30 protein-coding genes and 3 pseudogenes are annotated in these 24194 nt (G+C 59.4%); 17 read left to right on the top strand and 16 right to left on the bottom strand.

Translation table 11 applies throughout. The annotated features are described in order from the left end of the window. The first annotated feature begins 5 nt into the window (after positions 1–5). The 3 genes from WDO70_09815 (at position 6) to WDO70_09825 (ending at position 1585) form a co-directional block, all read left to right on the top strand. A complete protein-coding gene (locus WDO70_09815) occupies positions 6–545 on the top strand; it encodes a Spy/CpxP family protein refolding chaperone (GenBank protein MEJ0063468.1) in 540 nt (179 codons plus the stop codon). A gap of 77 nt (positions 546–622) precedes the next feature. After that, on the top strand, positions 623–1018 hold the full coding sequence (locus WDO70_09820) for a hypothetical protein (GenBank protein MEJ0063469.1): 396 nt from the start codon (positions 623–625) through the stop codon (positions 1016–1018). A gap of 48 nt (positions 1019–1066) precedes the next feature. After that, on the top strand, positions 1067–1585 hold the full coding sequence (locus WDO70_09825; protein MEJ0063470.1) for a gamma carbonic anhydrase family protein: 519 nt from the start codon (positions 1067–1069) through the stop codon (positions 1583–1585). A gap of 7 nt (positions 1586–1592) precedes the next feature. Here the strand turns inward: WDO70_09825 and WDO70_09830 are convergent, their stop codons facing one another. The 5 genes from WDO70_09830 to phaC form a co-directional block, all read right to left on the bottom strand. Then, on the bottom strand, positions 1593–2471 hold the full coding sequence (locus WDO70_09830) for a hypothetical protein (protein MEJ0063471.1): 879 nt from the start codon (positions 2469–2471) through the stop codon (positions 1593–1595). Positions 2472–2532: 61 nt separating this feature from the next. Then, positions 2533–2952, bottom strand: a complete 420-nt coding sequence (locus WDO70_09835) for a GNAT family N-acetyltransferase (protein MEJ0063472.1) — start codon at positions 2950–2952, stop codon at positions 2533–2535. 62 nt (positions 2953–3014) lie between these two features. Then, positions 3015–3452, bottom strand: coding sequence for a type II toxin-antitoxin system HicB family antitoxin (locus WDO70_09840; protein ID MEJ0063473.1), 438 nt, complete (start codon positions 3450–3452; stop codon positions 3015–3017). Further along, entirely contained in the window at positions 3453–3650 is a 198-nt protein-coding gene (locus WDO70_09845; GenBank protein ID MEJ0063474.1) for a type II toxin-antitoxin system HicA family toxin, read from the bottom strand. 52 nt (positions 3651–3702) lie between these two features. Beyond that, a complete protein-coding gene (gene phaC, locus WDO70_09850) occupies positions 3703–5490 on the bottom strand; it encodes a class I poly(R)-hydroxyalkanoic acid synthase (protein ID MEJ0063475.1) in 1788 nt (595 codons plus the stop codon). On the opposite strand from phaC, the gene WDO70_09855 reads away from it, so the two are divergent. The 4 genes from WDO70_09855 (at position 5453) to WDO70_09870 (ending at position 8599) form a co-directional block, all read left to right on the top strand. Then, positions 5453–6049, top strand: coding sequence for a hypothetical protein (locus WDO70_09855; GenBank protein ID MEJ0063476.1), 597 nt, complete (start codon positions 5453–5455; stop codon positions 6047–6049). The two genes, phaC and WDO70_09855, sit on opposite strands and share 38 nt — an antisense overlap. Continuing rightward, a complete protein-coding gene (locus WDO70_09860; protein MEJ0063477.1) occupies positions 6030–6314 on the top strand; it encodes a hypothetical protein in 285 nt (94 codons plus the stop codon). The genes WDO70_09855 and WDO70_09860 overlap by 20 nt, the downstream gene beginning before the upstream one ends. Positions 6315–6386: 72 nt before the next feature. After that, on the top strand, positions 6387–7571 hold the full coding sequence (locus WDO70_09865) for an LL-diaminopimelate aminotransferase (GenBank protein ID MEJ0063478.1): 1185 nt from the start codon (positions 6387–6389) through the stop codon (positions 7569–7571). After that, a complete protein-coding gene (locus WDO70_09870; GenBank protein MEJ0063479.1) occupies positions 7571–8599 on the top strand; it encodes a homoserine dehydrogenase in 1029 nt (342 codons plus the stop codon). Before WDO70_09865 ends, WDO70_09870 begins: the two co-directional genes overlap by 1 nt. Positions 8600–8731: 132 nt before the next feature. On the opposite strand, the gene WDO70_09875 is transcribed toward WDO70_09870, so the two are convergent. Continuing rightward, positions 8732–9412: a helix-turn-helix transcriptional regulator gene (locus tag WDO70_09875; protein MEJ0063480.1), complete on the bottom strand. Its 681-nt coding sequence runs from the start codon at positions 9410–9412 to the stop codon at positions 8732–8734. 115 nt (positions 9413–9527) lie between these two features. On the opposite strand from WDO70_09875, the gene WDO70_09880 reads away from it, so the two are divergent. The 7 genes and pseudogenes from WDO70_09880 (at position 9528) to WDO70_09910 (ending at position 13785) form a co-directional block, all read left to right on the top strand. Next, positions 9528–9914 carry a hypothetical protein gene (locus WDO70_09880; GenBank protein ID MEJ0063481.1) on the top strand — a complete coding sequence of 129 codons (387 nt, stop codon included), beginning with the start codon at positions 9528–9530 and terminating at the stop codon, positions 9912–9914. Between the two features lie 89 nt (positions 9915–10003). After that, on the top strand, positions 10004–10963 hold the full coding sequence (gene glpX / locus WDO70_09885) for a class II fructose-bisphosphatase (GenBank protein MEJ0063482.1): 960 nt from the start codon (positions 10004–10006) through the stop codon (positions 10961–10963). After that, positions 10953–11447 carry a hypothetical protein gene (locus WDO70_09890; protein MEJ0063483.1) on the top strand — a complete coding sequence of 165 codons (495 nt, stop codon included), beginning with the start codon at positions 10953–10955 and terminating at the stop codon, positions 11445–11447. Before glpX ends, WDO70_09890 begins: the two co-directional genes overlap by 11 nt. A 64-nt stretch (positions 11448–11511) precedes the next feature. Beyond that, complete coding sequence (locus tag WDO70_09895) at positions 11512–11811, top strand: hypothetical protein (protein ID MEJ0063484.1); 300 nt, start codon at positions 11512–11514, stop codon at positions 11809–11811. A gap of 162 nt (positions 11812–11973) precedes the next feature. Next, on the top strand, positions 11974–12540 hold the full coding sequence (locus tag WDO70_09900; protein ID MEJ0063485.1) for a hypothetical protein: 567 nt from the start codon (positions 11974–11976) through the stop codon (positions 12538–12540). Beyond that, a pseudogene (locus WDO70_09905) lies at positions 12428–12712 on the top strand (DHH family phosphoesterase). The gene WDO70_09900 and the pseudogene WDO70_09905 overlap by 113 nt, the downstream one beginning before the upstream one ends. Before the next feature lie 401 nt (positions 12713–13113). Further along, complete coding sequence (locus WDO70_09910) at positions 13114–13785, top strand: DHHA1 domain-containing protein (protein ID MEJ0063486.1); 672 nt, start codon at positions 13114–13116, stop codon at positions 13783–13785. Here WDO70_09910 and WDO70_09915 read toward each other — a convergent pair. From WDO70_09915 to WDO70_09940, 6 genes and pseudogenes are all read right to left on the bottom strand, one after another. Beyond that, the gene (locus WDO70_09915) at positions 13782–14405 is read right to left on the bottom strand and encodes an aldehyde dehydrogenase family protein (GenBank protein ID MEJ0063487.1); all 624 of its coding nucleotides are present in this window, start codon (positions 14403–14405) and stop codon (positions 13782–13784) included. The genes WDO70_09910 and WDO70_09915 overlap by 4 nt on opposite strands. Beyond that, a complete protein-coding gene (locus WDO70_09920; protein ID MEJ0063488.1) occupies positions 14338–14595 on the bottom strand; it encodes an aldehyde dehydrogenase family protein in 258 nt (85 codons plus the stop codon). The genes WDO70_09915 and WDO70_09920 overlap by 68 nt, the downstream gene beginning before the upstream one ends. A gap of 13 nt (positions 14596–14608) precedes the next feature. Then, positions 14609–14761: an aldehyde dehydrogenase family protein gene (locus WDO70_09925; GenBank protein MEJ0063489.1), complete on the bottom strand. Its 153-nt coding sequence runs from the start codon at positions 14759–14761 to the stop codon at positions 14609–14611. 34 nt (positions 14762–14795) lie between these two features. Continuing rightward, positions 14796–14882 (bottom strand): annotated as a pseudogene (locus WDO70_09930) (hypothetical protein). Between the two features lie 22 nt (positions 14883–14904). Beyond that, positions 14905–15498: pseudogene (locus tag WDO70_09935) on the bottom strand (aldehyde dehydrogenase family protein). A gap of 187 nt (positions 15499–15685) precedes the next feature. Next, positions 15686–16876, bottom strand: coding sequence for a proline dehydrogenase family protein (locus tag WDO70_09940; protein MEJ0063490.1), 1191 nt, complete (start codon positions 16874–16876; stop codon positions 15686–15688). Positions 16877–17030: 154 nt separating this feature from the next. Here WDO70_09940 and WDO70_09945 point away from each other — a divergent pair, with 154 nt between their 5' ends. Both WDO70_09945 and WDO70_09950 read left to right on the top strand, forming a co-directional pair. Further along, complete coding sequence (locus WDO70_09945; protein ID MEJ0063491.1) at positions 17031–17813, top strand: hypothetical protein; 783 nt, start codon at positions 17031–17033, stop codon at positions 17811–17813. Positions 17814–17965: 152 nt separating this feature from the next. Further along, positions 17966–18262 (top strand): GIY-YIG nuclease family protein, encoded by a 297-nt coding sequence (locus WDO70_09950; GenBank protein MEJ0063492.1) that lies wholly within the window; start codon positions 17966–17968, stop codon positions 18260–18262. A 53-nt stretch (positions 18263–18315) separates the two neighbouring features. Here the strand turns inward: WDO70_09950 and topA are convergent, their stop codons facing one another. From topA to plsY, 3 genes are read right to left on the bottom strand one after another with little or no spacing between them, the layout of a single operon-like run. Further along, positions 18316–20973 carry a type I DNA topoisomerase gene (gene topA, locus WDO70_09955; GenBank protein MEJ0063493.1) on the bottom strand — a complete coding sequence of 886 codons (2658 nt, stop codon included), beginning with the start codon at positions 20971–20973 and terminating at the stop codon, positions 18316–18318. A gap of 31 nt (positions 20974–21004) precedes the next feature. Next, positions 21005–22126 carry a DNA-processing protein DprA gene (gene dprA / locus WDO70_09960; protein ID MEJ0063494.1) on the bottom strand — a complete coding sequence of 374 codons (1122 nt, stop codon included), beginning with the start codon at positions 22124–22126 and terminating at the stop codon, positions 21005–21007. Next, positions 22095–22892 carry a glycerol-3-phosphate 1-O-acyltransferase PlsY gene (gene plsY / locus WDO70_09965; protein ID MEJ0063495.1) on the bottom strand — a complete coding sequence of 266 codons (798 nt, stop codon included), beginning with the start codon at positions 22890–22892 and terminating at the stop codon, positions 22095–22097. Before plsY ends, dprA begins: the two co-directional genes overlap by 32 nt. Positions 22893–23013: 121 nt before the next feature. Here plsY and WDO70_09970 point away from each other — a divergent pair, with 121 nt between their 5' ends. Further along, positions 23014–23208 (top strand): hypothetical protein, encoded by a 195-nt coding sequence (locus WDO70_09970; GenBank protein ID MEJ0063496.1) that lies wholly within the window; start codon positions 23014–23016, stop codon positions 23206–23208. Positions 23209–23217: 9 nt separating this feature from the next. Here WDO70_09970 and WDO70_09975 read toward each other — a convergent pair whose 3' ends face one another. Next, on the bottom strand, positions 23218–24150 hold the full coding sequence (locus tag WDO70_09975) for an aspartate carbamoyltransferase catalytic subunit (protein ID MEJ0063497.1): 933 nt from the start codon (positions 24148–24150) through the stop codon (positions 23218–23220). Positions 24151–24194 lie beyond the last annotated feature (44 nt).

A 24194-nucleotide genomic window follows, 5' to 3' on the forward strand; every position in this document is an offset into this window, starting at 1 on the left:
TCAATATGACGACATTCACCAATTCTTTGCGGCGCACCGTGGCTGCGGCTGCTTTGCTCGGCGTGCTCGCCGGACCTGCTTATGCGGCCACGGGCGACACCGTGACGCTTCAGAAAGAAAGCCCCGCCTCGATGAAGGAAGCATGGGGAAAGATGAGCCCGGAAGAACGGGGCGAAGCCCATAACCAGAAACTGCATGACGAACTCGGCATCACTGCCGCGCAGGAAGCGCAATGGAAGGTCGTCGCACAGGTCATGCATGACAACCATGCGGCTATGCGCGCTTCTTTCGCCGAGCGCCATAAGGAAGGGGAAAGCGCGAGCGCGCTCGACAATCTGCGCTTTCAGCAAAAGATGGCGCAGAGCCATGCCGAAGGCGTAGGCAAGCTGCTGACGGCTTTCGAGCCGCTCTATAACAGCATGTCCGAGGAACAGAAGAAGGCCGCCGACGCGTCCTTCGGAAAATTTAAGGGCGGCGGCAAAGGAGAGCATCGCTTTGGCGGCAAAGGCGGCGGTCATGGCAGGTCCATGAGAGAAGGCCAATAATCAGTCGCGCGCTCGATGGCGAATCCGGCAAAGCGCCGGATTCGCTTCAAGCGGAGGGGAGAGAGAAGGAGATCATCATGAACAGCCGAAAAATGCCGATTCAGGCGTTTCTTACTCGTTGCGGCACGGCAGTGGCTTTATCGCTGGTGTTGAGCGCCGTTATGGCGGTTCCTTCATCCATGCCGGCAAAAGCCGACAGAGATCGGCGTCAGGGAGACCATCATGACCATCATGACCGGGGCCGGCATGGCGGCCATGATTGGAATCGCGGGCGCAATCATGGGCCCACGGTCGTCATACGCCCTGGTTATCCGCCATATTACACCTACTATGGATATCCGTCGCGGCCCGTCTATGCGCCGCCGGTCATCTATACTAATCCGACGGTGATCTATACCAACCCGCCGGTGATTTATACGGCGCCTTATTACGCGCAGCGCCCCGCGCCGAGCTTCTTTTTCTCGGTCGATTAGAAGAATCGCCGCATTGACCGCCGCGCTTGTTATGGCCGATGATAAGGCATGAGCAACGCACCCATCATCATGCCCTATAAGGGCATCTGGCCGAAGATCGATCCGGCGGCTTTCGTCGCTCCCGGCGCGGTCGTTATCGGCGACGTGGAGATCGGGCCGGAAAGCTCGATATGGCCCGGCTGCGTCTTGCGCGGCGACGTTCACGTCATTCGTATCGGCGCGCGGACGAATATCCAGGACGGCACCGTCATTCACGTCACGACAGGCGGGCAGGGGACGCATGTCGGCTCCGGCGTCACCGTGGGGCATATGGTGGTGCTGCATGATTGCACGATCGAGGATAATGCTTTCGTCGGCATGAAATCCTGCGTCATGGATCGGGCGCGCATCAAAAGCCAAGGCATGCTGGCGACGATGGGGTTGCTGACGGCGGGAAAAGTCATTTCCGGCGGCGAGCTATGGGCGGGCAATCCCGCCAAGCTCTGGCGCGCTCTCAAACCCGAAGAAATCGCCGAATTTCATCATCGCGCCGATCATTATGCGCAGCTGGCGGCGAGTTATCGGTGAATGCCGGTCATTCCAGAATAAGAAGATTCTTGTCGGGTACGCCTGTCTCGTCCACCGAGACGCTGAAATCAGGAATTTTGCCGTAACAGGGGCTGCCCTTCGGGCAAGCGGAATTCGGATCGAAGCCCCGGAACTCGATTTTGCATAATTTCCTGCCCGGGAGGGGAGGGGCTTTTACGCAATTGAGCCGCACGGTGTCGCCTGATTTCACCAGGCGTCCGCTGGTGACGGTCGGACTCAGGCGGCCTTTTCTGACCTGCCCGCTATCGTCTTCCACCAGAACATTCATCCACGGCATGGATGTCTGCGCCAGATTGCCAAGATAAAAGAAGGCCACGGGATAGTTCATAAGAAAGCTAAGCTTGTCCGCCCAGTCGCTGACGGCCGGTTTGCTCGGCGATATATGTTTTGCGGTTTTATAGTCCTCTTCGGAAAACTGGCCAATCTCCGTCACGAGGCTTACGGTCGTCGCGAATTCCGGATGACCGATTTTGACGCCGGTGATTTTATAGGTTTCGCCCTGGCGAAGCTCCCGGAACGTAACTTGGCCGCCGCCGCCAAACGTCTCTTTGCCGGACGAGAAGCCGCCGCTTCCATCGGAATATGTCCGCAAATAGCCATTCTCGTTAATAGTGACATAGCCATCGTTCAGGATGGGGAAAACCAGCGGGTTCCTTGCGACGGTCATATTGAAAGCGATGGCGGCGATGCATGCAAGCATGGTTCCGGTCATGGCCTTGCGGGATATCTTTTTGGCGAGGGCTATCGCGGCGAGCATGAAGGGAAGGGCCGGCGCAAAGCCGGAAAAGCCGTAGTTTACGGCTCCCGCCGCGATAAAAATCGCGCAGATGCCATAAAAGAGTTTGGCGATATTTTTTCGGGGCATAAGCGCGCCTGTCAAACCGCCCGCACGCGTGCATAACTGCCCGCGTCTTCGATATGATCATTCATAAGAAAGCCAACTGCATCGGAACGAATAACACATCATTCATATTCTGCATAGGTCCAGTGACTGAGAATCCAAGCCTCTCGTACGCCGCTACGGCATTCTTTGAAGAATTGACCGTAAAGATACCGGAGTTGCTTTCCTTTCGGCATTCAGCCACTGCGTATTCCCACAGCCGTCGTCCCAATCCTTGGCACTGCAAGGATTCAGCAACGAATAAATGAAACAGATGCGCGTTATCGCGAATGCCTGCCAGCCCCACCAATTCGTGATCCGCCTCGGCAAGGTGGTATCGGAAATTTCCGTTGATGCGTTCCCGCATTTTCGCGGGCGTGTGATCCGAAAGAAATTGCGCGCGCCCTCGCTCCGAGAACTCAAACAGGATAAATTTTTCTGCCAGATTCACGATGAATGTCGACATTAACTCGGCATCATTAGCGTTCGCGGGCCTGATGGAAACGGATTCGGCCCATTTGCCAGGCATCAAGTCGACACCAGCACGACATTGACCCGTTGCCCCAGCGCGGCATAAGCGGCTTCCACCTGATCGATCCGGCTATGATGCGTGAGGTCGAGCAGTCTGTCGACTTCCATTAAATGCTTGCCCATCCGTCGGGCAAGTGCGGTCTTGGTGATTTTCTGCGTCCGCATCTGCTGATATAGCCCCAGCTTCATTTCGCCGCGCAATGACGGGAAAATCAGGGGACGCCGGCGCCGCGCCGACGGTTTGGGCAAATCTTTGCCCTGATCGACATAAAAGGACAGGCCGGTCTCCAGGGCATCCGACGCATGGGCCAATGCTTCTTCCAGCGAGTCGCCTTGCGTAATCGCTTCGGGCACGTCCGGAAACGTCACGACAAAGCCGCGCTCGCCCGGATTATGTTGGGCAGCGTCCTCAATATCGGCGGGATAGGCGAACATCTAAATCTCCATGAAGTCTTGCCGGTCGATGCCGAGTTGTTTCAAGATGGCATACAGCGTTCCGGTCTTTATCTCTCCGGTGTGCATCGGAATGATGCTTCGGCGGCCGCGGTGATACAGCTTGAGATGACTGCCTGTTTGGCCGCCTGTTTCCACGCCCAGCCGCCGCAACCGACGCAATGCCTCTTTTGTCTTCATAAAAACCTAACAGATATGTTGTGTTTTGTCAACAGATGTGTTGTGTTGACAATCAAACCGCCCGCACGCGTGCATAACTGCCCGGCGCGTCTTCGATGATCGGGGCTTCGGGCTTGCGGGCGGGGACTTCGCCGCCGGTATATTGGCGCGACCATTTGTCCCATTCTCCCCACCATGAGCCCGGATGCTGCGCGGCATCCTTGAACCAGTCGTCGGGCTTCGCGGGCAGTTCGTCGTTCGTCCAGTAATTATATTTGTTGGCGGCGGGCGGATTGATGACGCCCGCGATATGGCCGGAACCCGACAGGACGAATTTCACCGGCCCCTGATATATCTGCGTCGCGGCATAGGTCGATTTCCATGGCGCGATATGGTCTTCGCGGGTCGAGAGCATGAAAGTCGGCGTCTTGATTCCGTGCAGGTTGATCGGCGCGCCCGCAAGCTCGATGCCGTCCGGCTCGATGAGGCGGTTCTGCTGATACATCTTGCGCAGGTAAAAGCTGTGCATCGCGGCGGGCATGCGCGTGGCGTCGGCGTTCCAGAACAGCAGGTCGAACGGGAACGGCTCGCGCCCCATCAGGTAGTTGCTGACCACGAACGACCAGACCAGATCGTTGGCGCGCAGCAGGTTGAAGGTGTTGGCCATCGTCGCGCCGTCGAGATAACCTTTCTCCTGCATCTGCGCTTCGAGGAAACGCACATGCTCCTCGTCGACGAACAAGCCGAGTTCGCCCGGCTCGCTGAAATCGATCATGGTGACGAGATAGGTGGCGCTGGTGATTTGCGGGATTTCCCGCGCCCGTTCCGGCTTGGCCTTGAGCCAGGCGAGCAGGCAGGCGAGCAGCGTGCCGCCTAAGCAGTACCCGATGACGTTCGCGCCCTCGGCTCCGGTGCGGCGCTTGATTTCGGCAAGCGCCGCGAGCGGGCCTTCGGTCATGTAATCTTCAAAATTCTTGGCCGCATGCTTTTCGTCGGGATTGACCCAGGAAACCATGAACACCGTGTGGCCTTGCTCCAGGCAATAACGGACGAAGGAGTTTTTCTCGCGCAGATCGAGAATGTAATATTTATTGATCCATGGCGGAATGATGAGCAGCGGATGGGCGTGAGCCTTTTCGGTCATCGGTTCATACTGGATCAATTGCATCAGGTCGGTCTGATAGACCACCTTGCCGGGCGTCATGGCGATATTCTTGCCCAGCTCGAACGCGTTGATGTCGGTCATGCTGATCTTGAGCTTGCCCTGGCCGCGTTCCAGGTCTTGCAGCAAATTCTGCAGTCCCTTGACCAGATTTTCTCCGCCGGTTTCCGCGGTCAGCCGCAGCACTTCCGGGTTGGTGAAGGCGAAATTGCTGGGCGACAGCGCGTCGACGAACTGGCGCGTGTAAAATTCGGCCCGCCGCATGGTCGGAACCGATACGCCATCGACCGAACGCACCTCGTTCTGAAGCCATTGCGAGGTAATCAGGTATGATTGCTTGATAAAATCGAACAGCGTGTTTTGCGTCCAGGCTTCGTCATTGAAACGACGGTCCTGCGGCTGCGGCTCGATGATCGTTTCATAGGACTTGCCGAGAAAGCGGCGGGACGTGTTCTGCCACAGCTTCAGATAATTCTGCCAAAGCCCCAGCTGCGCGTCGACCACGCGCTGCGGATTCGTCCACATCTGCGAGGCAAGTTCCATCCAGGTGTCGCCGAAACTGGACGGGAAGGCGGAGGCCGGCACCATGTCGGGTACGGTGAGCTTGACCCGCTCCATGAAATCGCGCATCAGCGGCTGGCTTTTTTCCATGAGGTTCATCATGGCCTGGCCGAGCGCGACGGGATCGGGAACTTTCACCAAATCGTTGGCCTTGCTGCTTGAAGCCGCGGGAAGCTTGGCCGAAGGCGGGGCCGCCGTTTGTGTTTCGGACTTCCTGGGAGCTTCTTTCCTAGGGGTTTCTTTCCTGGGCTGGGGCGCGGATTTCTTTTTTCGAGCAGGTTCAGGTTTTTTAGGCTTTGCCGCTTTGGGTTTTGCATGTTTGATCGGCGCTGCCGCCTGCGCCGGTAGCGGCGCATCCGTTGCATGTGCCGGTATCGATGCATCTGCTTCTGTCGGTTCCGGCGCTGGCACTGGCATTGGCTCGTCTGCCTGCGCCGGCGTCGGGGCATCTGCGGGACGGGCGGATATGGGCGCGTCGGATCGCGGCGGCGCGGCGACATACTCGCGAATCATCTGCAAGCGCGCGGCGGTTCGTTCCGCCTCGGTCAAAGGGACTTTTTTCTTTTGGATTTTCGGCGTACTGTCCTGGGGAGCCATCACCAAACCTTATGCAACGAAAACAGATGCCAATGAAATACGTCAAATCGAGACAAAAGACCAATCTTTTTCAATATGCTATGCTATTAGCCGTATGTAGCAGTTTAGCTGGCTGCGCCGACGAGACCTGGATAAACCGTTTCACCGGCGAGCCCGATGCCAAGAAAATCGGCCAAAATCGTTCAAATATTCAACGGGTTGATGAACAGGCCGCGGCATGGCCGAATCTTGCTTCGGTACCGGAACGTCCCAAGGATTTGCCGTCTCCGGCGGCGCGCCGTCAGGAACGCGAGCAACTCAGCCGCGACCGGGAAGAGGCTCTGAGCCTGGTGCCCGCGAAAGAAGGGGCGCCGGAGACAAAGTAACGGAAAGTTAGTGTAATTCTCCGATACCGGCATTATGCCTTTCCGCTCCTCATTCTTTCCATCGCTGCCACCATGACCAACGAAGAATTCTACCGCATCAAACGTCTGCCGCCTTACGTCTTCGCGCAGGTTACGGCGATGAAGCAGGCCGCGCGCGCGGCGGGCGAAGATATCATCGATCTCGGCATGGGCAATCCAGATCAGCCGACGCCGCAGCATATCGTCGATAAGCTGATCGAAACCGTGCAAGACCCGAAGACCCATCGCTATTCGGTGTCGAAGGGCATTCCCGGCCTGCGCCGCGCCAACGCCGCCTATTACAAGCGGCGCTTCGGCGTCGAGATCAATCCGGATACCGAAACCATCGTCACGATAGGTTCCAAGGAAGGGCTGGCCAATCTGGCGCAGGCGATTACTTCGCCCGGCGACGTGATCATCGTCCCCAATCCGTCCTATCCGATTCATCCGTTCGGTTTTATCCTGGCCGGAGCGGCGCTGCGCCATATTCCGGTCGGGCCGGGCTATGATTTTCTGGAACTGCTCAAGCGCGCGGTCAAGCACAGCATTCCGAAGCCGCTCTGCGTGATCCTGTCCTATCCTTCCAATCCCACGGCGCAGGTGGTCGATCTGGAATTCTACCGCCAGGTGGTCGAATATTGCCTGGAACAGCAGATTTACATCATTTCCGACGTGGCCTATGCCGAGATCTATTTCGATGGCAACCCGCCTCCGTCGATTTTGCAAATCCCCGAGGCGCGGGAAATCGCCATCGAATTCACTTCGATGAGCAAAAGCTTCAATATGCCGGGCTGGCGGATAGGTTTCGCTACTGGCTCGAAGAAGCTGATCACGGCGCTGACGCGTTTTAAGTCCTATGTCGATTACGGCGCCTTCACGCCGATCCAGGTCGCGGCGGCGGCGGCGCTCAACGGCCCGCAGGATTGCGTCGCCGAAATCCGCGCCATGTATCAGGCGCGGCGCGACGCGCTGGTCGAAGGCTTGCATCAGGCCGGATGGGATATTCCCTCGCCGCCCGCCACGATGTTCTGCTGGGCCCCGATCCCCGAGCCGTTCAAGCATCTCGGCTCTCTGGAATTCGCCAAATTGCTGCTCCAGGAATCCCAGGTGGCGGTATCGCCCGGCGTCGGCTTCGGCGAGTATGGCGACGGCTATGTACGCATGGCGCTGATCGAAAACCCGCACCGCTTGCGGCAGGCATGCCGCAACATCAAGCATTTCTTGAACGGAAAAGTGTAATGGAGAAGCAGCCGCTGCGCATCGGCCTCGCCGGTCTTGGAACGGTGGGCGTCGCGGCCATCAAAATCCTGCGTGAACAAAAAGATTTGCTCGCGGCGCGCGCGGGCCGCGATATGCGGCTCGTCGCCGTAAGCGCCCGTGATCGCAGCCGGGATCGCGGCGTGGATTTAAGCGGCTGCCGCTGGCATGACGATCCGGCTTCTTTTGCCGCCGATCCGGATATCGATGTCGTCGTCGAGCTGATGGGCGGAGCCGGGGGCGCGGCGCGCAATCTGGTGACGGCGGCGCTGAAAGCCGGAAAATCGGTGGTCACGGCCAACAAGGCGCTGCTGGCGGCGCATGGCGTCGAGCTTGCCGCGATCACTGAGCAAACCGGCGCGGCGCTGGCTTTCGAGGCGGCGGTAGCGGGCGGCGTTCCGGTCATCAAGGTCTTGCGCGAGGCGATGGCCGCCAATCGCGTGACCCGCATACGCGGCATTCTCAACGGCACCTGCAACGATATCCTATCGCGGATGGCATGGGAGAATGTCGATTTCGATCAGGCGCTCAAGGCCGCGCAAGACGCGGGCTATGCCGAAGCCGATCCCAGCCAGGATATCGACGGATTCGACGCGATGCAGAAAATCGCGCTGCTCGCCATGATCGCGGGCGGCGGAACGGTCGATCTCAGCCGCATCGAGGTCGCGGGCATCCGCGACATCGTCCGCCACGACGTGCTGCAGGCCAAGCGCGACGGCATGACGATCAAGCTTATCGCCGGCGCGGAGCTGTCCGGCGGCAAGGCGCGCATTCGGGTCAAACCGGAAAAGCTCATGGCTTCCGATCCGCTGGCGCAGCTTTCGGGGCCGACGAATGTCATCGAACTCCATGGCGATTTTTCGGGGCCGATCATGCTGATCGGCGCCGGGGCAGGGGGCAGCGTGACCGCTTCCGCCATCGTGGCCGATCTGGTGGACATCGCCTGCGGACGCAAGACTTTGCCTTTCGGCGTGCCGGTGGCTATGTTGCGGGAGATTGTAGTAAACTAGCAGCCGTCGTTCCCGGCGTCTTTGACCGCCCATAAGGCGGGCAAAGACGAACGGGAATCCCGTTTTTTTGTTTTTGGACCAAAACCAAACGGGATTCCCGCTCGCCGCTATGCGGCGTCGGGAATGACGGCTCTATGACTTCTTCTTCAGCCGCAGCTGCTCGATTTTTTTCAATTGCGCCGCCGAGAAAGGCCTGGCGATGCTCCACAGCGCGTTGAATTGCTTTTTGAACGTCTCGGCGACCATGTGGTTTTTAATCATCGTGACGCGCATCGCTTCCCATTCGATCAAGGCGAGGCGGTTGCCGTATATTTCATAATTCATTTTTCCGAAAACCGGTTCCGGCAAAGTCCGGTAGGATTTCGGCGGGCTGGTGATAAATGACGCCGTCGCGGGAATGAGAAAGCGCTCCTTCCATTTTATCCGGGTGCGAGCCTCGACATAGGCGGGATTCGTCACCCCAGCATACTCTATCCATTTGCGGTCGTCATAGGTACTGCCGACAATCTCGTCTTCCGGCTTATGCAAAACGGTCATGATGTCTTCATCCAGATCGCGGATAAAATTCGGCCCGGTGAAGGTGATGATATCATGATGTTCCTGCCGTTGCCGCAGGCCGTTATTCTCGGTGAACTCGATACCGGCTTTTTCGAGAGCCGTCACGATCGCCCGGTGGGTTTCGGGACGCGGCGAATACAGCCCCCGCTCCATATTGTTGATGGAGGGCAGGGAAATGCCCGCCGCGTCGGCCAGCGCATCCTGCGTCCATCCCAGCAGAGCCCGCGCGGCCTTGATCTGCGGCAATGTGATCATGGTTAAGACTCCTTGCGGTTCAAGAATACAGTATGAAACTAATTTATGTATTTGACATTAAAATATATGTTTATTACATTATGGATATTACATAATTAATTTATGGAGAATAACTATGGATAGGGCCGATAGATACGCTTATGGGATGGCCGCCGCGATCGTAACGGCGAGCATTATTTCTCTCACGCGCGACGAAGTCATGATCGATCCCGCCAAACCGGCGCAACAGCAGATTGACGCGGCTCGGAAATTGCTTCCCGACCCATACAAAGGCAAGCAAGGCTCACGCGAAGGCTATGTAGTGGCCTGTTTTTTGGCGGGTCGTTTCGTGGGAATGACACCGGGCCTGGAAGTCAACGAGCCGCCGCCGGAAAATTATGTAAGAGGCCTGCAAAACGGCGATTGCATAATCGCGCAAATGTCATTTCCGCCCGAGTGGCCGTCCTTGGCCAGGCCGCAACGACGGCCTCTTCACAAAATGGGCGACGCCAAACCTCTTTAAAAAGTCGTTGATGGCTAAATAAAATTAGCTCTTTCTCTCTTGCCGGGGTGAAGCTACTGTTTGTGTCCATTTTATGAGAAAGCTCCCCCATGGACCGTAACCTAGCCCTTGAAGTCGTGCGCGTGACCGAAGCCGCCGCGCTGTCCTGCTCGCGGCTGGTGGGACGCGGCGACGAGAAACAGGCCGACCAGCTTGCGGTCAACGCGATGCGCGACCGGCTGAACAGCCTGGACATCGACGGTACCGTAGTCATCGGCGAAGGCGAGCGCGACGAAGCGCCGATGCTTTTCATCGGCGAGAAAGTCGGTTCCGGCAAAGGGCCGAAGGTCGATATCGCGCTTGATCCACTGGAAGGAACCACAATTACCGCACGCGGCGGGACCAATGCTCTTGCCGTCGTGGCAATGGCGCAGGCGGGCGGATTCCTGAACGCGCCCGATGTCTATATGGACAAGATCGCCGTCGGCCCCGGCATGCCTGACGGCGTCATCGATCTCGACGCTTCGCCGGGCGAGAATCTCCGCAATATCGCCGCCGCCAAAGGCGCGGCGATGGACGATCTTCAGGTCTGCATTCTCGACCGGGATCGCCATGCCGAACTGATCGCCAAGGTGCGAGAAACAGGCGCGCGGATTATGCTGATTACCGACGGCGACGTTTCCGGCGTCATCGCGACGGCGCAGCCGGAAAGCGGCGTCGATGTCTATATGGGCACGGGCGGCGCGCCGGAAGGCGTGCTGGCCGCCGCCGCGCTGCAATGCATCGGCGGGCAGATGCAGGGGCGGCTGGTGTTCCGCAACGACGACGAAAAGGCGCGGGCGGCGCGCATGGGGATTACCGATCTGGGCCGTAAATATATGCTCGGCGATCTGGCCCATGGCGACGTGATGTTCGCGGCGACCGGCGTGACCAATGGCGCGATGCTGAAGGGCGTGCGGCTTTTTCCCGGCGGCGCGGCGACGCATTCCATCGTCATGCGCTCTATCACCGGCACCGTGCGCACCATCGAGGCCATGCATAATTTCCGCCGGAAGCCGTTTGATTTATGAGTTGCCGTTTTGGTTAACGGGTAACGCAAAATCGATGATTTACTTTCACGTTTTCATGATAAAAACATGGCAACGCGAAATTTCATTGAAAGGAGAAAATATTATGAGCGACGCTCCATCTCAATTAACGGAAGCCGTTGTGGGCCCTAAAAGAAATCTCGATGGCTTATATAATTTAGCGAAAGAGTTATTCGCCGATATGGCCGATAGAGTTCAGGTTTCTCCGCCTGTCAATGCTTGCGATTCCAATAGTGATGCTTTTTTTACGATATATAGTCTGACCAAGAAGAAAAAAGAGCGTTGTGAAGAGATCGCCCGCGTCGGAGCTTGTGGTGATTCGAGTTATGAGCTTCATATTGGAGGTTTGGTCTGTGGTCGAAGGCTCAACGACGATATTGCTAGAAATATTGTGGGGGCCTCGCCAAGGTCTCCATCAAGCCTTCGGCACCGAGGCCGAGACCGTGACCAGATTACGCAAGATTAACCTGGTGCTGCGGAGCTTCGCAGATTCTTCCTATTCCTATAATATATCCGCTAATGAGCGGCTGATGAAGGGCCTTAGAAAGATTTCCTATGACGCTGAATCCGTTCGCCCCGAATTGCAGCAGGCTTTCGATGAAGGCACGAAAGTATCGTCTCATCCGCCCGGCATTTGTGATTTATGGAGACTGGCGAAAAAGGAATTTTCCGGCACGAATTATACCGTTGAGAATTTCGATTCTTATGAAGGTCATACATATTTTAGCATCAAGAAGAAAGACGGTGCGACTGTCGCCAACATACATTCCCATGCGGGCGAGGACACGATTCTCATGGTGACTAAAAACAGGGACTGCTCGTGTCATTGAGACGGGGCCCTCGTTATGAAGGAACACCGATCGAAATCGCCCGCGCTTTAGGCTGCATTAAGAGCGGCCGCCCGATCGATCTGAAGCCGTCACCCTGATCTGCGGCTGCGCGGAAACGCGCGCCGGGGCAATGGTTTCGGCGCGCGTGACATAGCGCCGGGAATGACGCATATTGAAAATATGCTTCAGCAAACCCCGGCGGAACCTATCGTCGCTCCAGTCTCCTTTCTCTCCGTCACGCAATCCCTGACCGGCCGGATGTGGCAGGCGCGGGCTTGCGACGAGCGCATCGCCGAAGCCCTGGCGCAGCGTTTTACGCTGCCGGATATTCTGGCTCGCGCGATGGCGGTGCGCGGCATCACGCTCGAAACCGCCGCCGATTATCTCGATCCGACCTTGCGCCTGCTGATGCCCGACCCGTCGTCCTTTAAGGACATGGACAAAGCGGCAGCGCGATTGGTTGCCGCGATTACGGCGCAGGAATCCATCACGATTTTCGGCGATTACGATGTCGATGGTGGAACCTCCACGGCGCTTCTGGTTCGGTTTTTGCGCGCCTGCGGCGCCGCGCCGCAGCTTTATATTCCGGACAGGACGGCGGAAGGTTATGGGCCGAATGCCGCCGCCATGGAGCGCATCGCGGCCAGCAGCGCGAAGCTGGTGGATCTGCGTCGATTGCGGCACGACTGCGCACGAGCCGCTGGCCCGCGCGCGCGATCTTGGCCTTGATGTCATCGTGCTGGATCATCATGCGGCGGAACCGGTTTTGCCGCCGGTTCTCGCGCTGGTCAATCCGAACCGCATCGACGAAGGCGATGGATACCGGAATCTTGCCGCTATCGGCGTGACGTTTCTTTTCGTCGCCGCCGTGAATCGCGCGCTGCGCGGCGGCGGATTTTATAGTGATGAGCGCAAAGAGCCCGATTTGATGCAATGGCTCGATCTGGTGGCGCTCGGCACCGTGGCCGATATCGTGCCGCTCACGGGGCTTAACCGCGCCTATGTCGCGCAGGGCTTGCGCGTGATGGCGCGATCCGGCAATGCGGGGTTGCTGGCGCTGATGAAAGCCGGGCGCGCGAGCATGCCGCCGGATACCTTCACGGCGGGATTCATTCTCGGCCCGCGCGTCAATGCGGGCGGGCGCGTCGGCAAATCCAATCTCGGCGCGCGGCTGCTGTCCTGCGACGATCCCCTGGAGGCCGAGGCGCTGGCGATTCATCTCGACCAGCTGAACGCCAGCGCAAGGATATCGAAGTCGACGTTCTGGCCGCGGCGGAATATCAGATTCAGCAGAATGACGGCATGCCGCTTTTGTTCGCGGCGGGCGAGGGCTGGCATCCTGGAGTCATCGGCATCGTCGCGGCGCGGCTTAAGGAGCGCTATCACCGCCCGGCCATCGTCGTCGCGCTCGACGGCGGCATCGGCAAGGGATCGGGCCGCTCGGTGCGCGGCCTCGATCTCGGCGCGATGGTGATCGCGGCGCGGCAGTCCGGATTGCTCGTCAATGGCGGCGGCCACGCGATGGCGGCGGGACTGACCGTCGCGCAGGACAAAATTCCGGAATTGCGCGCTTTCCTCACCGCCCGCGTGGAGAAATTCCTCGAAGCTTCCCCGCTGGTTCCGACATTGATGCTCGACGGGATGCTGGCGGGCGCGGCGGCGACGCCCGACTTCATCGCGCAGCTCGACCGGCTGAAACCCTTCGGCACCGGCAATCCCGAGCCGCGCTTTGCCATTCCGTCATGCCGGATCGTTCGCGCCGATCTGGTGGGCGACAAGCATGTGCGCTGTATTTTGAGCGCGGCAGGCGCGACCGTGAAAGGCATCGCCTTCCGCGCGCTGGACAATCCGCTCGGCGCGGCGCTGCTCAAGCCGCAAGGCCGCGCGCTGCATCTCGCGGGCTATCTCCGCCGCGACAACTGGAACGGCCAGGATAGGGTGCAGTTTCAGATCGAGGACGGGGCTTTCGCTTAATCTGCTCCCGCCGCCGCGAGCAGGGTGGCGTTGCCGCCCGCCGCCGTGGTGTTGATCGAGACGGTGCGCTCGAGCGCGAAGCGGGGCAGGTAATGCGGCCCGCCCGCTTTGGGACCGGTGCCGGAGATGCCTTCGCCGCCGAAAGGCTGCGTGCCGACGACCGCGCCGATGATGCTGCGGTTGACATAGAGATTGCCGACGTGAAGCTCTTCCGCGATTTCGCCGGCGACGGCATCGATGCGGCTATGCACGCCGCCCGTCAGACCGAAGCCCGTCGCGTTGATCGCGGCGACAAGCTTGGGCAAGTCTTCGGGTTTGTAACGGACGACATGCAGGATCGGGCCGAAAACCTCGTCCGTCAGGAATGCGACATTGGGGATTTCCCATATCTGCGGGCTGAAGAAGGCGTGATCTATATTCGAACAAACGGGATTCCCGCTCGCCGCTTCGCGGCGTCGGGAATGACGGAGTTCTTCTGGTAAGGGCAATGTGAATATTTCTTTCGCCTCGGCGCGGAGGCGTTCGACATGTTTCTCCAGCCGCGCGCGCGCGTCATGATCGATCAGCGGGCCGATATCGGTCTTGAGGGCCGCGGGATCGCCGATGACCAGTTCCTTCATCGCCGGAGGCCAGCGCGGCGATCATGCTGTCCGCCGTCGCGTGAGGCAGGCAGAGAATGCGGGCGGCGGAGCATCGCTGTCCGGCGGAGCGGAAGGCGCTGGCGATAACATCGTCGATCACCTGTTCGGGCAATGCCGAACTGTCGATGATAATCGCGTTCTGTCCGCCGGTCTCGGCAATTAGGGGCACGATAGGGCCGTCTTTAGCGGCCAAGGCGCGGTTGATGCGCCCGCGCCGCCGCGACCGAACCGGTGAAGGCCACGCCCGCCAGAGCCGGATGCGCGACCAGCGCCGCGCCAATATCGGCTCCGCCCGGCAGCAGTTGCAGAGCGTCGGGCGGGAATACCCGCTTCATGCGCCAGCCTGACGGCATGAGCCGCCACGCGCGGCGTCTGCGGCGCGGGCTTGGCGATGACGCTGTTTCCGGCGGCGAGCGCGGGCGGCGACCTGGCCGAGGAAAATCGCCAGTGGAAAATTCCACGGGCTGATGCAGGCGAACACGCCGCGCCCGTGCAGCGTCAGCGTATTCCGTTCGCCGGTCGGACCGGGGAGGATTTCCGGCGTGAAATCCTGCCGCGCGCGGGCGGCGTAGTAGCGGCAGAAATCCGTCGCCTCGCGCACTTCGGATAGCGCGTCGGGCAGCGTCTTGCCGCCTTCATCCGCCAGCAAAGCCATGAGCGCGGCGCGGTCGCGTTCCAACAGGCCGGAAAGACGATTGAGCGCGGCGGCGCGTTCCTCCACCGGACGGCGATGCCATGTGCCGAACGCGGCTTGCGCGGCGGAGAAAACCTTATCGAGCGGCGGCGCGGCGGGAACAGGCCATTCTTTCTTCCTCGCCTCTTGCATGGCGGCCAGCAAAGGTTCCGTCACGCCCGGATCGGTGAGATCGAGGCCGGAGGAATTGGCGCGTTCCGGCGCGTATATATATTTCGGCAAGATAACGGCGGGATGACGTTTTTGCTCCTTGGCCTTAAGCAAAGCGGCGGGATCGGCAGTCAGATGCGCGATATCGATACGCGGATCGGTAAGCTGGTTGATGAAGGAACTGTTCGCGCCATTCTCCAGCAATCGCCGCACGAGGTAGCCGAGCAAAACATCATGGCCGCCGACGGGAGAATAAAAGCAGGTGCGATAGCCTTCGGGCGCGCAGCAGTTCGAAAAGCTCCGTCGCCATGCCGAACAGGCACTGAAATTCTATTTTCTTCGGGTCGGGCGCGAGGCGGCGATGATCGCGGCGATGGTCAGCGCGTTATGCGAGCCGAAAACCGGCGTCAGCCATTCACCATGCGCCAGCAACGTCCCTGGCGCAGGCAAGATAGGAAACATCGGTCGTCATCTTCCGCGTATAGACCGGAAATTCGTCCCAGCCGCGCTCCTGTGCGCGCTTGATCTCGGTATCCCAATAAGCGCCCTTGATCAGCCGCACCACCATGCGCCGCTGGAATTTTTGCGCGAAATGCGCGGCGGCATCGATGATTGCCGGAGCGCGCTTCTGATAGGCTTGCACAGCGAGTCCGAAACCCGTCCATGCGCCGAGCTTAGCGGTCTCCAGGGTCTTTTCTATCACGCCGAGCGAAAGCAACAGCCGGTCGGCTTCCTCGGCATCCACGACCATGAAAATGTCATGACGCGCCGAGGCTTCGGCCAGCGCCACGAGACGCGGCACGAGTTCGGCATAAACCCGTTCCGCCTGCGCCGCTTCATAACGCGGATGCAGGGCCGAAAGCTTGACCGATATTCCCGACGGCGCATGGCCGGGATAGAGAAGGTTATTCGAGGCCGTCGCGTCGATGGCATTCAAGTATGATTGATAATAACGCTCGGCGTCTTCGGCGGTGCGCGCGCCTTCGCCCAGCATGTCGTAGGAATAGCGGGTGCGCGCGTCGCTGATCTTATTGGCGCGCATGATCGCCGCGTCGATATCGTGGCCGATCACGAACTGATCGCCGAGCCAGCGCATCGCCATGCGGATCGCCTCGCGCACCGCGCCGTGACCGAGCTTGCCCGCGAGCAGGCCGAGCATCGCGCTTGCGCTGCCGTGGCCGTCCTCATGCGCGCCGGATATCCTGCCGGTGAGATTCAGCGCCCAGCTCGCGGCGCGCAGCGTCCATGGCGTGTCCTGGCCGAGGTGGGCCTCGAAATCGGCGGCGGTCATTTTGTCGCGGATCAGCGCGTCGGCCGTCGCCGCGTCGGGAATGCGCAGCAGCGCCTCGGCTAGGCACATCAGAGCGATGCCTTCTTTCGTATCCAGGCTGAAATGGGACAGCATTTCGGCGATGCCGGGCAGGGCCTTTTTGTGGGCGCGGATTTTGCCGATCCAGCTCGCGGCGCGATCCTGCGCCTGGCGAAGAAGCTGCGGATCGAACGCCGCTTGCGGCAGCAAATCCGCGACGGCCTGCTCTTCATCGGCGCGGTAAAGCCGGGCAAGCCTGTCTTTCAATTCCGGGGGCAGGGCAGGGGAATAGTCCATGCCGGCAGTCTAGGATGGTTAACAGATTCGGGTAAAGTCTGGTAAAAAACCATATTCGCTGATTAGTTTCAGGAAATTGCGTTATTTATTGATCATGCCGGATACGGATTTCAGATACGCAGCAAACTCGCTTTGCGGGCGGGCGGACGCTTTATTGATCCGTCCTTTCGACGGCTATTCGCGCGCCGTTCCGGAAGCGACGGTGGTTCATGGCTGCAAGGAAGCCGAGGACATAGCGGCGCGCCGCGTCGCCGAGCAAGCCATGCTCGGCAATACCGGCAAGATTATCTATTTCACCGGCGGGGCAAAATTATGGGGCGGCGGGCTGAAGCAGCTATTGGCCCTATATCTCATTCCCAAAGTCAGCCGCGCGATGCGCAATAAGCCTCCCAAGAAAAATGCGGTCGAGGCGATGCGCGGCGCGGAAGTCTTTTGCAGCGAACTCATCAAGCTCGGCGGTAATCCTAACGATTTCGATATCCGCGTCTCTCCTAAAGGAAAGCATATCAAAGGCAATATCGAGGGCATTCTTGAGCATCCCGAATGGGGATTTGAAAGCCATAAAAGCATCGGCTTTATGACTTTGCCGCCGGAATCGCTGCGCGCCATCGGCAGCTTCCATATAGTCTGCCCGAACAGCACGGCTGTCAGCATTCCGATGCCGTTCTGGCTGGACGAAATCGGCATCGGCAAGCATTTGTATGATCGCGGCGAATTAAGCTGGGTCAATAAGCGCATCGTCGATTGGCAGCTTGAAACCGAATTCAAGAAAGTCGGACTGCCGAACGCGCAGGAGCCGGACTATTGCAAGAGAGGCTTTTATCTTCCGCCGGACATGGAAAAAGAAATGGCGGCAGCGGCGGAACTGGCGGCCATTCGGCCCGCCATCCGCAATCCTTACCGGAACTTCTTCGAGGAATTGCGGGCGGCGGCATAGAGCCGTCATTCCCGACGCCACGCTTTAGCGTGGCGAGCGGGAATCCCGTTTGGTTTTTCTAAAAAATAAAACGGGATTCCCGTTCGTCCGGCTTCGTCGGCCGCCGGGAATGACGGCTTTTCTTGCAGGCCGTATTCTCTTAGACTGCAATCATGAGAAGCGAGAAACGGTTTTACATATACATTGTCACGGACAAACCATACGGCACCCTTTATATCGGTGTTACATCCGATTTAGCGCGTCGTATTTATGAGCACAAAGCTGGTTTATATAAAGGATTCAGCAAAACATACGGGCTTAAGCAACTTGTCTATCATGAAGTGCAAGAAACCGCCGAGGCCGCGTTTCAGCGCGAAACTTCCCTCAAGCGTTGGAGGCGCGATTGGAAGAAGCAATTGATCGAAAGCGTAAATCCGACTTGGCGGGATTTGTATAATGAGTTGGCATAATTAAACAAACGGGATTCCCGCTCGCCGCTTCGCGGCGTCGGGAATGACGGCTTTTATTTCTTCTTACTCTTCGCCGCCTTGGGTTTCTTTTCTTTCTCTTCTTTCTCCGCCTTCGCCGGTTTCGGCTTGCCGCCCTTGGCGGCTTTGGCTTCCAGGATTTCGACGGCCTGATCCAGCGTCAGATTATCGGGATCATAAGCTCGCGTGATCGTGGCCATCAGCTTGCCGTGCTTGATATAGGGGCCGAAGCGGCCAGCATGCTGGGTGATCCTGCCGCCGGACGGATGTTCGCCGATTTCCTTCGCGGGAGTCCGCGCCGCGCCGCCGCGGCCCTTGGACGGCTCGGCCAGCAGCACCACGGCGCGATTGAGGCCGATGGAAAGCAGATCATCGTCGGGAGCCAGCGACTTATAGCGCCCCTCATATTTCAGATAGGGGCCGAAGCGGCCGGTTCCGGCGACGATCATGCCGCCGGTTTCCGGATGCGGGCCGACATCGCGCGGCAGCGACAGCAGCTTCAGCGCCGTATCGAAATCGAGCAAATTCGGGTCCATATTCTTGAGCAGCGAAACGCGTTTCGGCCCCGACGGCTTCTCGGCCTTTTCGCCTTTTTTCCGGCGCTTCGGCTTGGGCGCGGCTTCCGCGCCGGGCGCGGGGCCGAGCTGCACATACGCGCCATAGGGGCCGATGCGGACACTGACCGGCAGCGCCGTGGCGGGATCGTTGCCCAGTTCGCGCGGGCCTTCCATGGCGGGGACATCCGTATTGCCATCGGCGACAACCAGCGGGCGGGTATTGCGGCATTCCGGATAGTTCGAGCAGCCGATGAACGCGCCGAACTTGCCGAGCTTCAGCCCCAGGCGTCCGGTGCCGCAGGCGGTGCAGGGATCGACGCCGTCCGCGCGCGGCGGGAAGAAATGCGGGCCGAGCGCGGCGTCGAGCGCGTTGATGACGTCGGTGATCTTCAGGTCTTTGGTGCCGTCCACGGCGGCGGAGAAATCCCGCCAGAAATCGCGCAGCACCTGTTTCCATTTGATCCGCCCGCCGGAAATATCGTCGAGCTTGGACTCGAGGTCGGCGGTGAAATCATATTCGACGTAATTACCGAAAAAGTTTTCCAGAAAGGCGGTGACGATGCGTCCCCGGTCTTCCGGCACGAAACGCTTCTTGTCGATCTTGACGTAGCTGCGATCCTGCAAGACCTGCATGATGCTGGCATAGGTCGAGGGACGGCCGATGCCGAGTTCTTCCAGTTTTTTGACCAGGCTGGCTTCGCCATATCTGGGAGGAGGCTGCGTGAAATGCTGCTCCGGCTTGAGGGCGGTTTTGCTGACGCCTTCGGATTCTTTCAGTGGGGGCAGGCGCGTGCCTCGCGGCGCGTCGGCCTCGTCGCTGGAGGGCGGCGCGTCGTCTTCGCGCGCTTCCTGATAGACGCGCTGATAGCCGTCGAACACCACCGTCGTACCGACGGCGCGGAATACCGCCTTGTCATTGTCGCCGACGATGTCGGCGCTGACTTGATCCAGCACGGCGCTGGCCATCTGCGAGGCGACGGTGCGCTGCCAAATCAGCGTATAAAGCCTAAGCTTTTCGGCATCCAGATAGCGGGCGACCTGTTCCGGCCGGCGAGTCATATCGGTCGGGCGGATCGCTTCATGCGCTTCCTGGGCGTTTTTCGCGGCGGCCTTATAGACGCGCGGTTCGGCGGGCACATATTGATCGCCCCATTCCTTGCCGATCAGGTTGCGCGCGCTGTCGATGGCTTCTTTCGACAAGGTGACGCCGTCGGTACGCATATAGGTGATGAGGCCGACGGTTTCGCCGCCGAGTTCGATGCCTTCGTACAAGTCTTGCGCCATGCGCATGGTGCGGCTGGCGCCAAGGCCGAGCTGGCGCGAGGCTTCCTGCTGCAAGGTCGAGGTCGTGAAAGGCGGGTAGGGATTGCGGCGGATTTGCTTCTTTTCGACTTTGCCGACGCGCCAGGAAAGCTGGTTCAGGAAAGCGACGGCGGCGGTGGCTTCCGGCTCGGATTTCAGCGCGAATTTGTCGAGTTTCTTGCCCTGCAGATGCGTCAGCTTGGCGGTAAAGGCGGCGTTCGCGGCGGTCAGGAAACCGGCTTCGACGGTCCAGTATTCCTGCGCGACGAAGCTTTCGATTTCGGATTCGCGCTCGCAGATCAGGCGCAGCGCCACCGATTGCACCCGCCCCGCCGATTTCGAGCCGGGCAGCTTGCGCCACAAGACCGGCGACAGCGTGTAGCCGACCAGATAGTCGAGCGCGCGGCGCGCCATATAGGCGTCGATCAATTCCTGATCCAGCTCGCGCGGATTGGCGAGCGCCTCGCGCACGGCGGTCTTGGTGATTTCGTTGAACGTCACGCGATGGATCGGCGTTTTCTTGTCCGTGCCTTTTTGGCGCAGCACTTCGCTGACATGCCAGGCGATAGCCTCGCCCTCGCGGTCGGGATCGCTTGCGAGATAGACCGCGCTGGCATTCTTCGCCGATGAGACGATCTCGCTGACGGCGCGCTGGGCGCGCTCGCCAAGCTCCCAGCTCATCGCGAAATCCTCGTCGGGCTTCACTGAGCCGTCTTTTTGCACCAGATCGCGGATGTGGCCGTAGGACGCGATGACCTTATAGTCATCACCCAGATATTTGTTGATCGTTTTCGCCTTGGCGGGCGATTCGACTATGACCAGCTTGGAAGCCAATGAGACTATTCCTTATGAAGTAATATGGCCTTTAACCCGCAAGGCAGACTCGGTTGCCCGCCATGCGCTGAATCTTTCCGGCCAGCTCCAATTCGAGCAGGACGGTCAGGACCAGAGGGGCTGAGACATGACACTCCCGAATGAGTTCGTCAACCTCTGTTGGAGAAGTGCTAATATTATCAATGATTTGTAGGCGAATATTATCGGTTTGCTTTATAGTATCGGTTGCCGGTAGAGGGGTAAAATTGTCATTTTTCGCAGAATCGGCGAAGGCGAAGCCCATCGGCAATGCCTCGATGATTTCTTCGGCATTCTGGATGAGCGTCGCGCCCTGCTTCAACAGCCGGTTGGTTCCGCCCGCGCGCGGATCGAGCGGCGAGCCGGGCACGGCGAACACTTCGCGGCCTTGTTCGAGCGCCATGCGCGCCGTAATCAGCGAGCCGGATTGCAGGGCGGCCTCGATGACGGCGACGCCCAGGCTGAGGCCGGAGATGATGCGGTTGCGGCGCGGAAAATGCTGCGCGCGGGGTTCGCTGCCGAAAGGCATTTCCGCGACGATGCAGCCGTTTTCGCTTATCTGTTCATAGAGCCCGGCATTTTCCGGAGGGTAGATATTGTCGACGCCTCCCGCCAGCACGGCGACGGCGCCGGTCTCGACGCTGCCCTTATGCGCGGCGGTATCGATGCCGCGCGCGAGGCCGGATACCACGATGTAGCCCGCCTTGCCCAGATCGCGGGCGATGATCTCGGCCAGCTTGCGCCCGTTGAGCGACGCGTTGCGCGCGCCGACGATCCCCAGGCATTTTTTGTGAAGCGCCGCGATATTGCCGCGCACCGAGATAATCGGCGGCGCGTCTTCGATGGCGGCCAGATAAGTGGGATAGTCCGGCTCGCATGACGCGATCAGCTTCGCGCCGAAATCCTCATGGAGCGCGATTTCGCGCTCGGCGTTATCAAGGCTCGGCGGCTTGAAGCTTTTTCTGCCGCCGCGCGCCGCGATCTCCGGCAGGGCTTCGAGAGCCTCGGACGCAGAGCCGTAACGCTTCATGAGATGCTTGAAACTGATCGGGCCGACATTTTCCGCCCGCGCCAGCATTAGCCAGTCCCGGCGTTCGGCATGGCTAAACGGACGCGGCTGGATCATGGTCCGCATCCTTTTTTTCCTGCGTTTGGTGGGCGGTTTGTTCCTCGATGACTTCGACCGTTTCGGCGGGGGCGGGAACGGCATTCTCGGACGCCATCGCCGCCGCGACCGTCGTTGCCGCCATGATCGCGGCTTCGCCGGATTTGCCGAAACTGATCTGCGGTTCTTCTCCGGAGATCAACTGCCGGATATTCTTGCGGTGCCGCCACCAGATGAAGATGCCGATGCCGATGAAAAACAGCACCAAATCCCGGCGGTCGAGAATATAGGCATAGAAGGGCGCCAGCGTGACCGCCGCCAAGGCCGCGACCGACGACAGCCGTACCATCACCAGCACGACCACCCAGGTGAATCCGGCGGCGAGGCCGAGAGGCCAATAAATGCCGCAAGTGATGCCGAACGCAGTCGCGACGCCCTTGCCTCCCTTATAGTTCAGCCAGATGGGATAGCTGTGGCCGAGCATCGCGGCAGCGCCTGCGATCAGGCCGAGGGCAGGGGAGAAATGCAGGCCGATCATGACGGCCACGGCCCCCTTGATCGCGTCGAGCGCGAGCGTGAGCGCGGCAAGTCCTTTTTTTCCGGTACGCAGCACGTTGGTCGCGCCGATATTGCCGGAGCCGATCTGGCGGATATCGCCCGCGCCCGCGAATTTGGTCAGCAGCAGGCCGAACGGGATGCTGCCGAGCAGATAGCCGAGGCCATAGCTGACCATCAGGGCGAAGATCGCCATGAACGGGCTGGAAAAATCGGCGGAGGGAGGAGGCGTGGCGATCATGATGACAGGAAATAGCCCATAAAATCATGGGGGATGCAAGGGGGTTGGTTAACGATCGCCCATATCAGTTACTGAAAGTATATTTATCGGTTATAGTGAAATCCAGAGGATGAGGTGCTCCATGCTAAAACTTTTCAAGGAAACTGCGGCATATCTTGTCGGCTTCGGCGTCGGCACGGCAATTTATCAGCAAGCGGCGCATGGACAAGTCGATATGAAAGAGACCGCCATCAAAGCGGCTGTATGCACGGCGCTCATGGTGCCGTATTTGATCTGGCGAAACCGGGGACACGGCAATCGGCCCGCGCCAGTCTAGAGAATCCTCTTACCCCAACAACTCCGCGTCCATGATCCTGTCCAGCACGGCCATGCGCATGGCGACGCCGTTCCGGACCTGTTGCAGGATGACGCTGTGTTTGGGGTCGTCGGCGATATCGTCGGTGAGTTCGAGGTTGCGCGTTATGGGGCCGGGATTCATCACGATCACGTCGGGCTTGGCGAGCACTAATTTTGCACGATCGAGCCTGTAGGCTTGCTGATATTTTTCGATATCCGGTTTGTCGCTCTCCCTCATCCGTTCCAGCTGAATGCGCTGCGTCATGATGACGTCGGCATCCGCCACTCCGGCGGCATAGTCGGTGAATAGTTCCGCGCCCAGGGCTTCGGCATTGGACGGCAGAAGATTGGGCGGCGCGATCAGGCGTATCTTCACGCCGAATTTCCTGAACAGGGAGATATTGGAATGCGCCACGCGGCTATGCAGAATGTCGCCGCAAATGGCAATCGTCAGGCCTTCGATTCTGCCTTTGCATTCGCGGATCGTGTAGGCGTCGAGAAGCGCCTGGGTCGGATGCTCGTTGGTGCCGTCGCCGCCATTGATCACCGCGCAATCGACCAGACCGGCGATTTTCCCGGCGGCTCCGGCCTCGCTATGGCGGATGACGATGGCTTCCACGCCCATGGCGTTGATCGTCCGCGCCGTATCCTCCAGCGTCTCGCCCTTTTTGGCGGAGGAGGTCGCGGCGTCGAAATTCACGACTTCCGCGCCCAGCCGCTTGGCCGCCAGCTCGAACGAGATGCGCGTCCGGGTCGAGTTCTCGAAGAAAAGATTAACGACGGTCTTTCCCGCATGATGCGGCACGGTCTTGACGTCCTGGAACTCGTCGGCGTGGGACAAAAGGTCCTCGATCTCCGCGACGGTCAAATCCTCGATGCCGAGCAAATGCGGGCGGGAGAAGGGGGAATGGACTGCTGTCATAACCGGTCTGGCAATTTTCATCGGAAAAAGACTATAAACGCATG

Source organism: Alphaproteobacteria bacterium, assembly GCA_037200005.1.
GTDB lineage: Bacteria > Pseudomonadota > Alphaproteobacteria > UBA9219 > RFNS01 > JBBCGY01.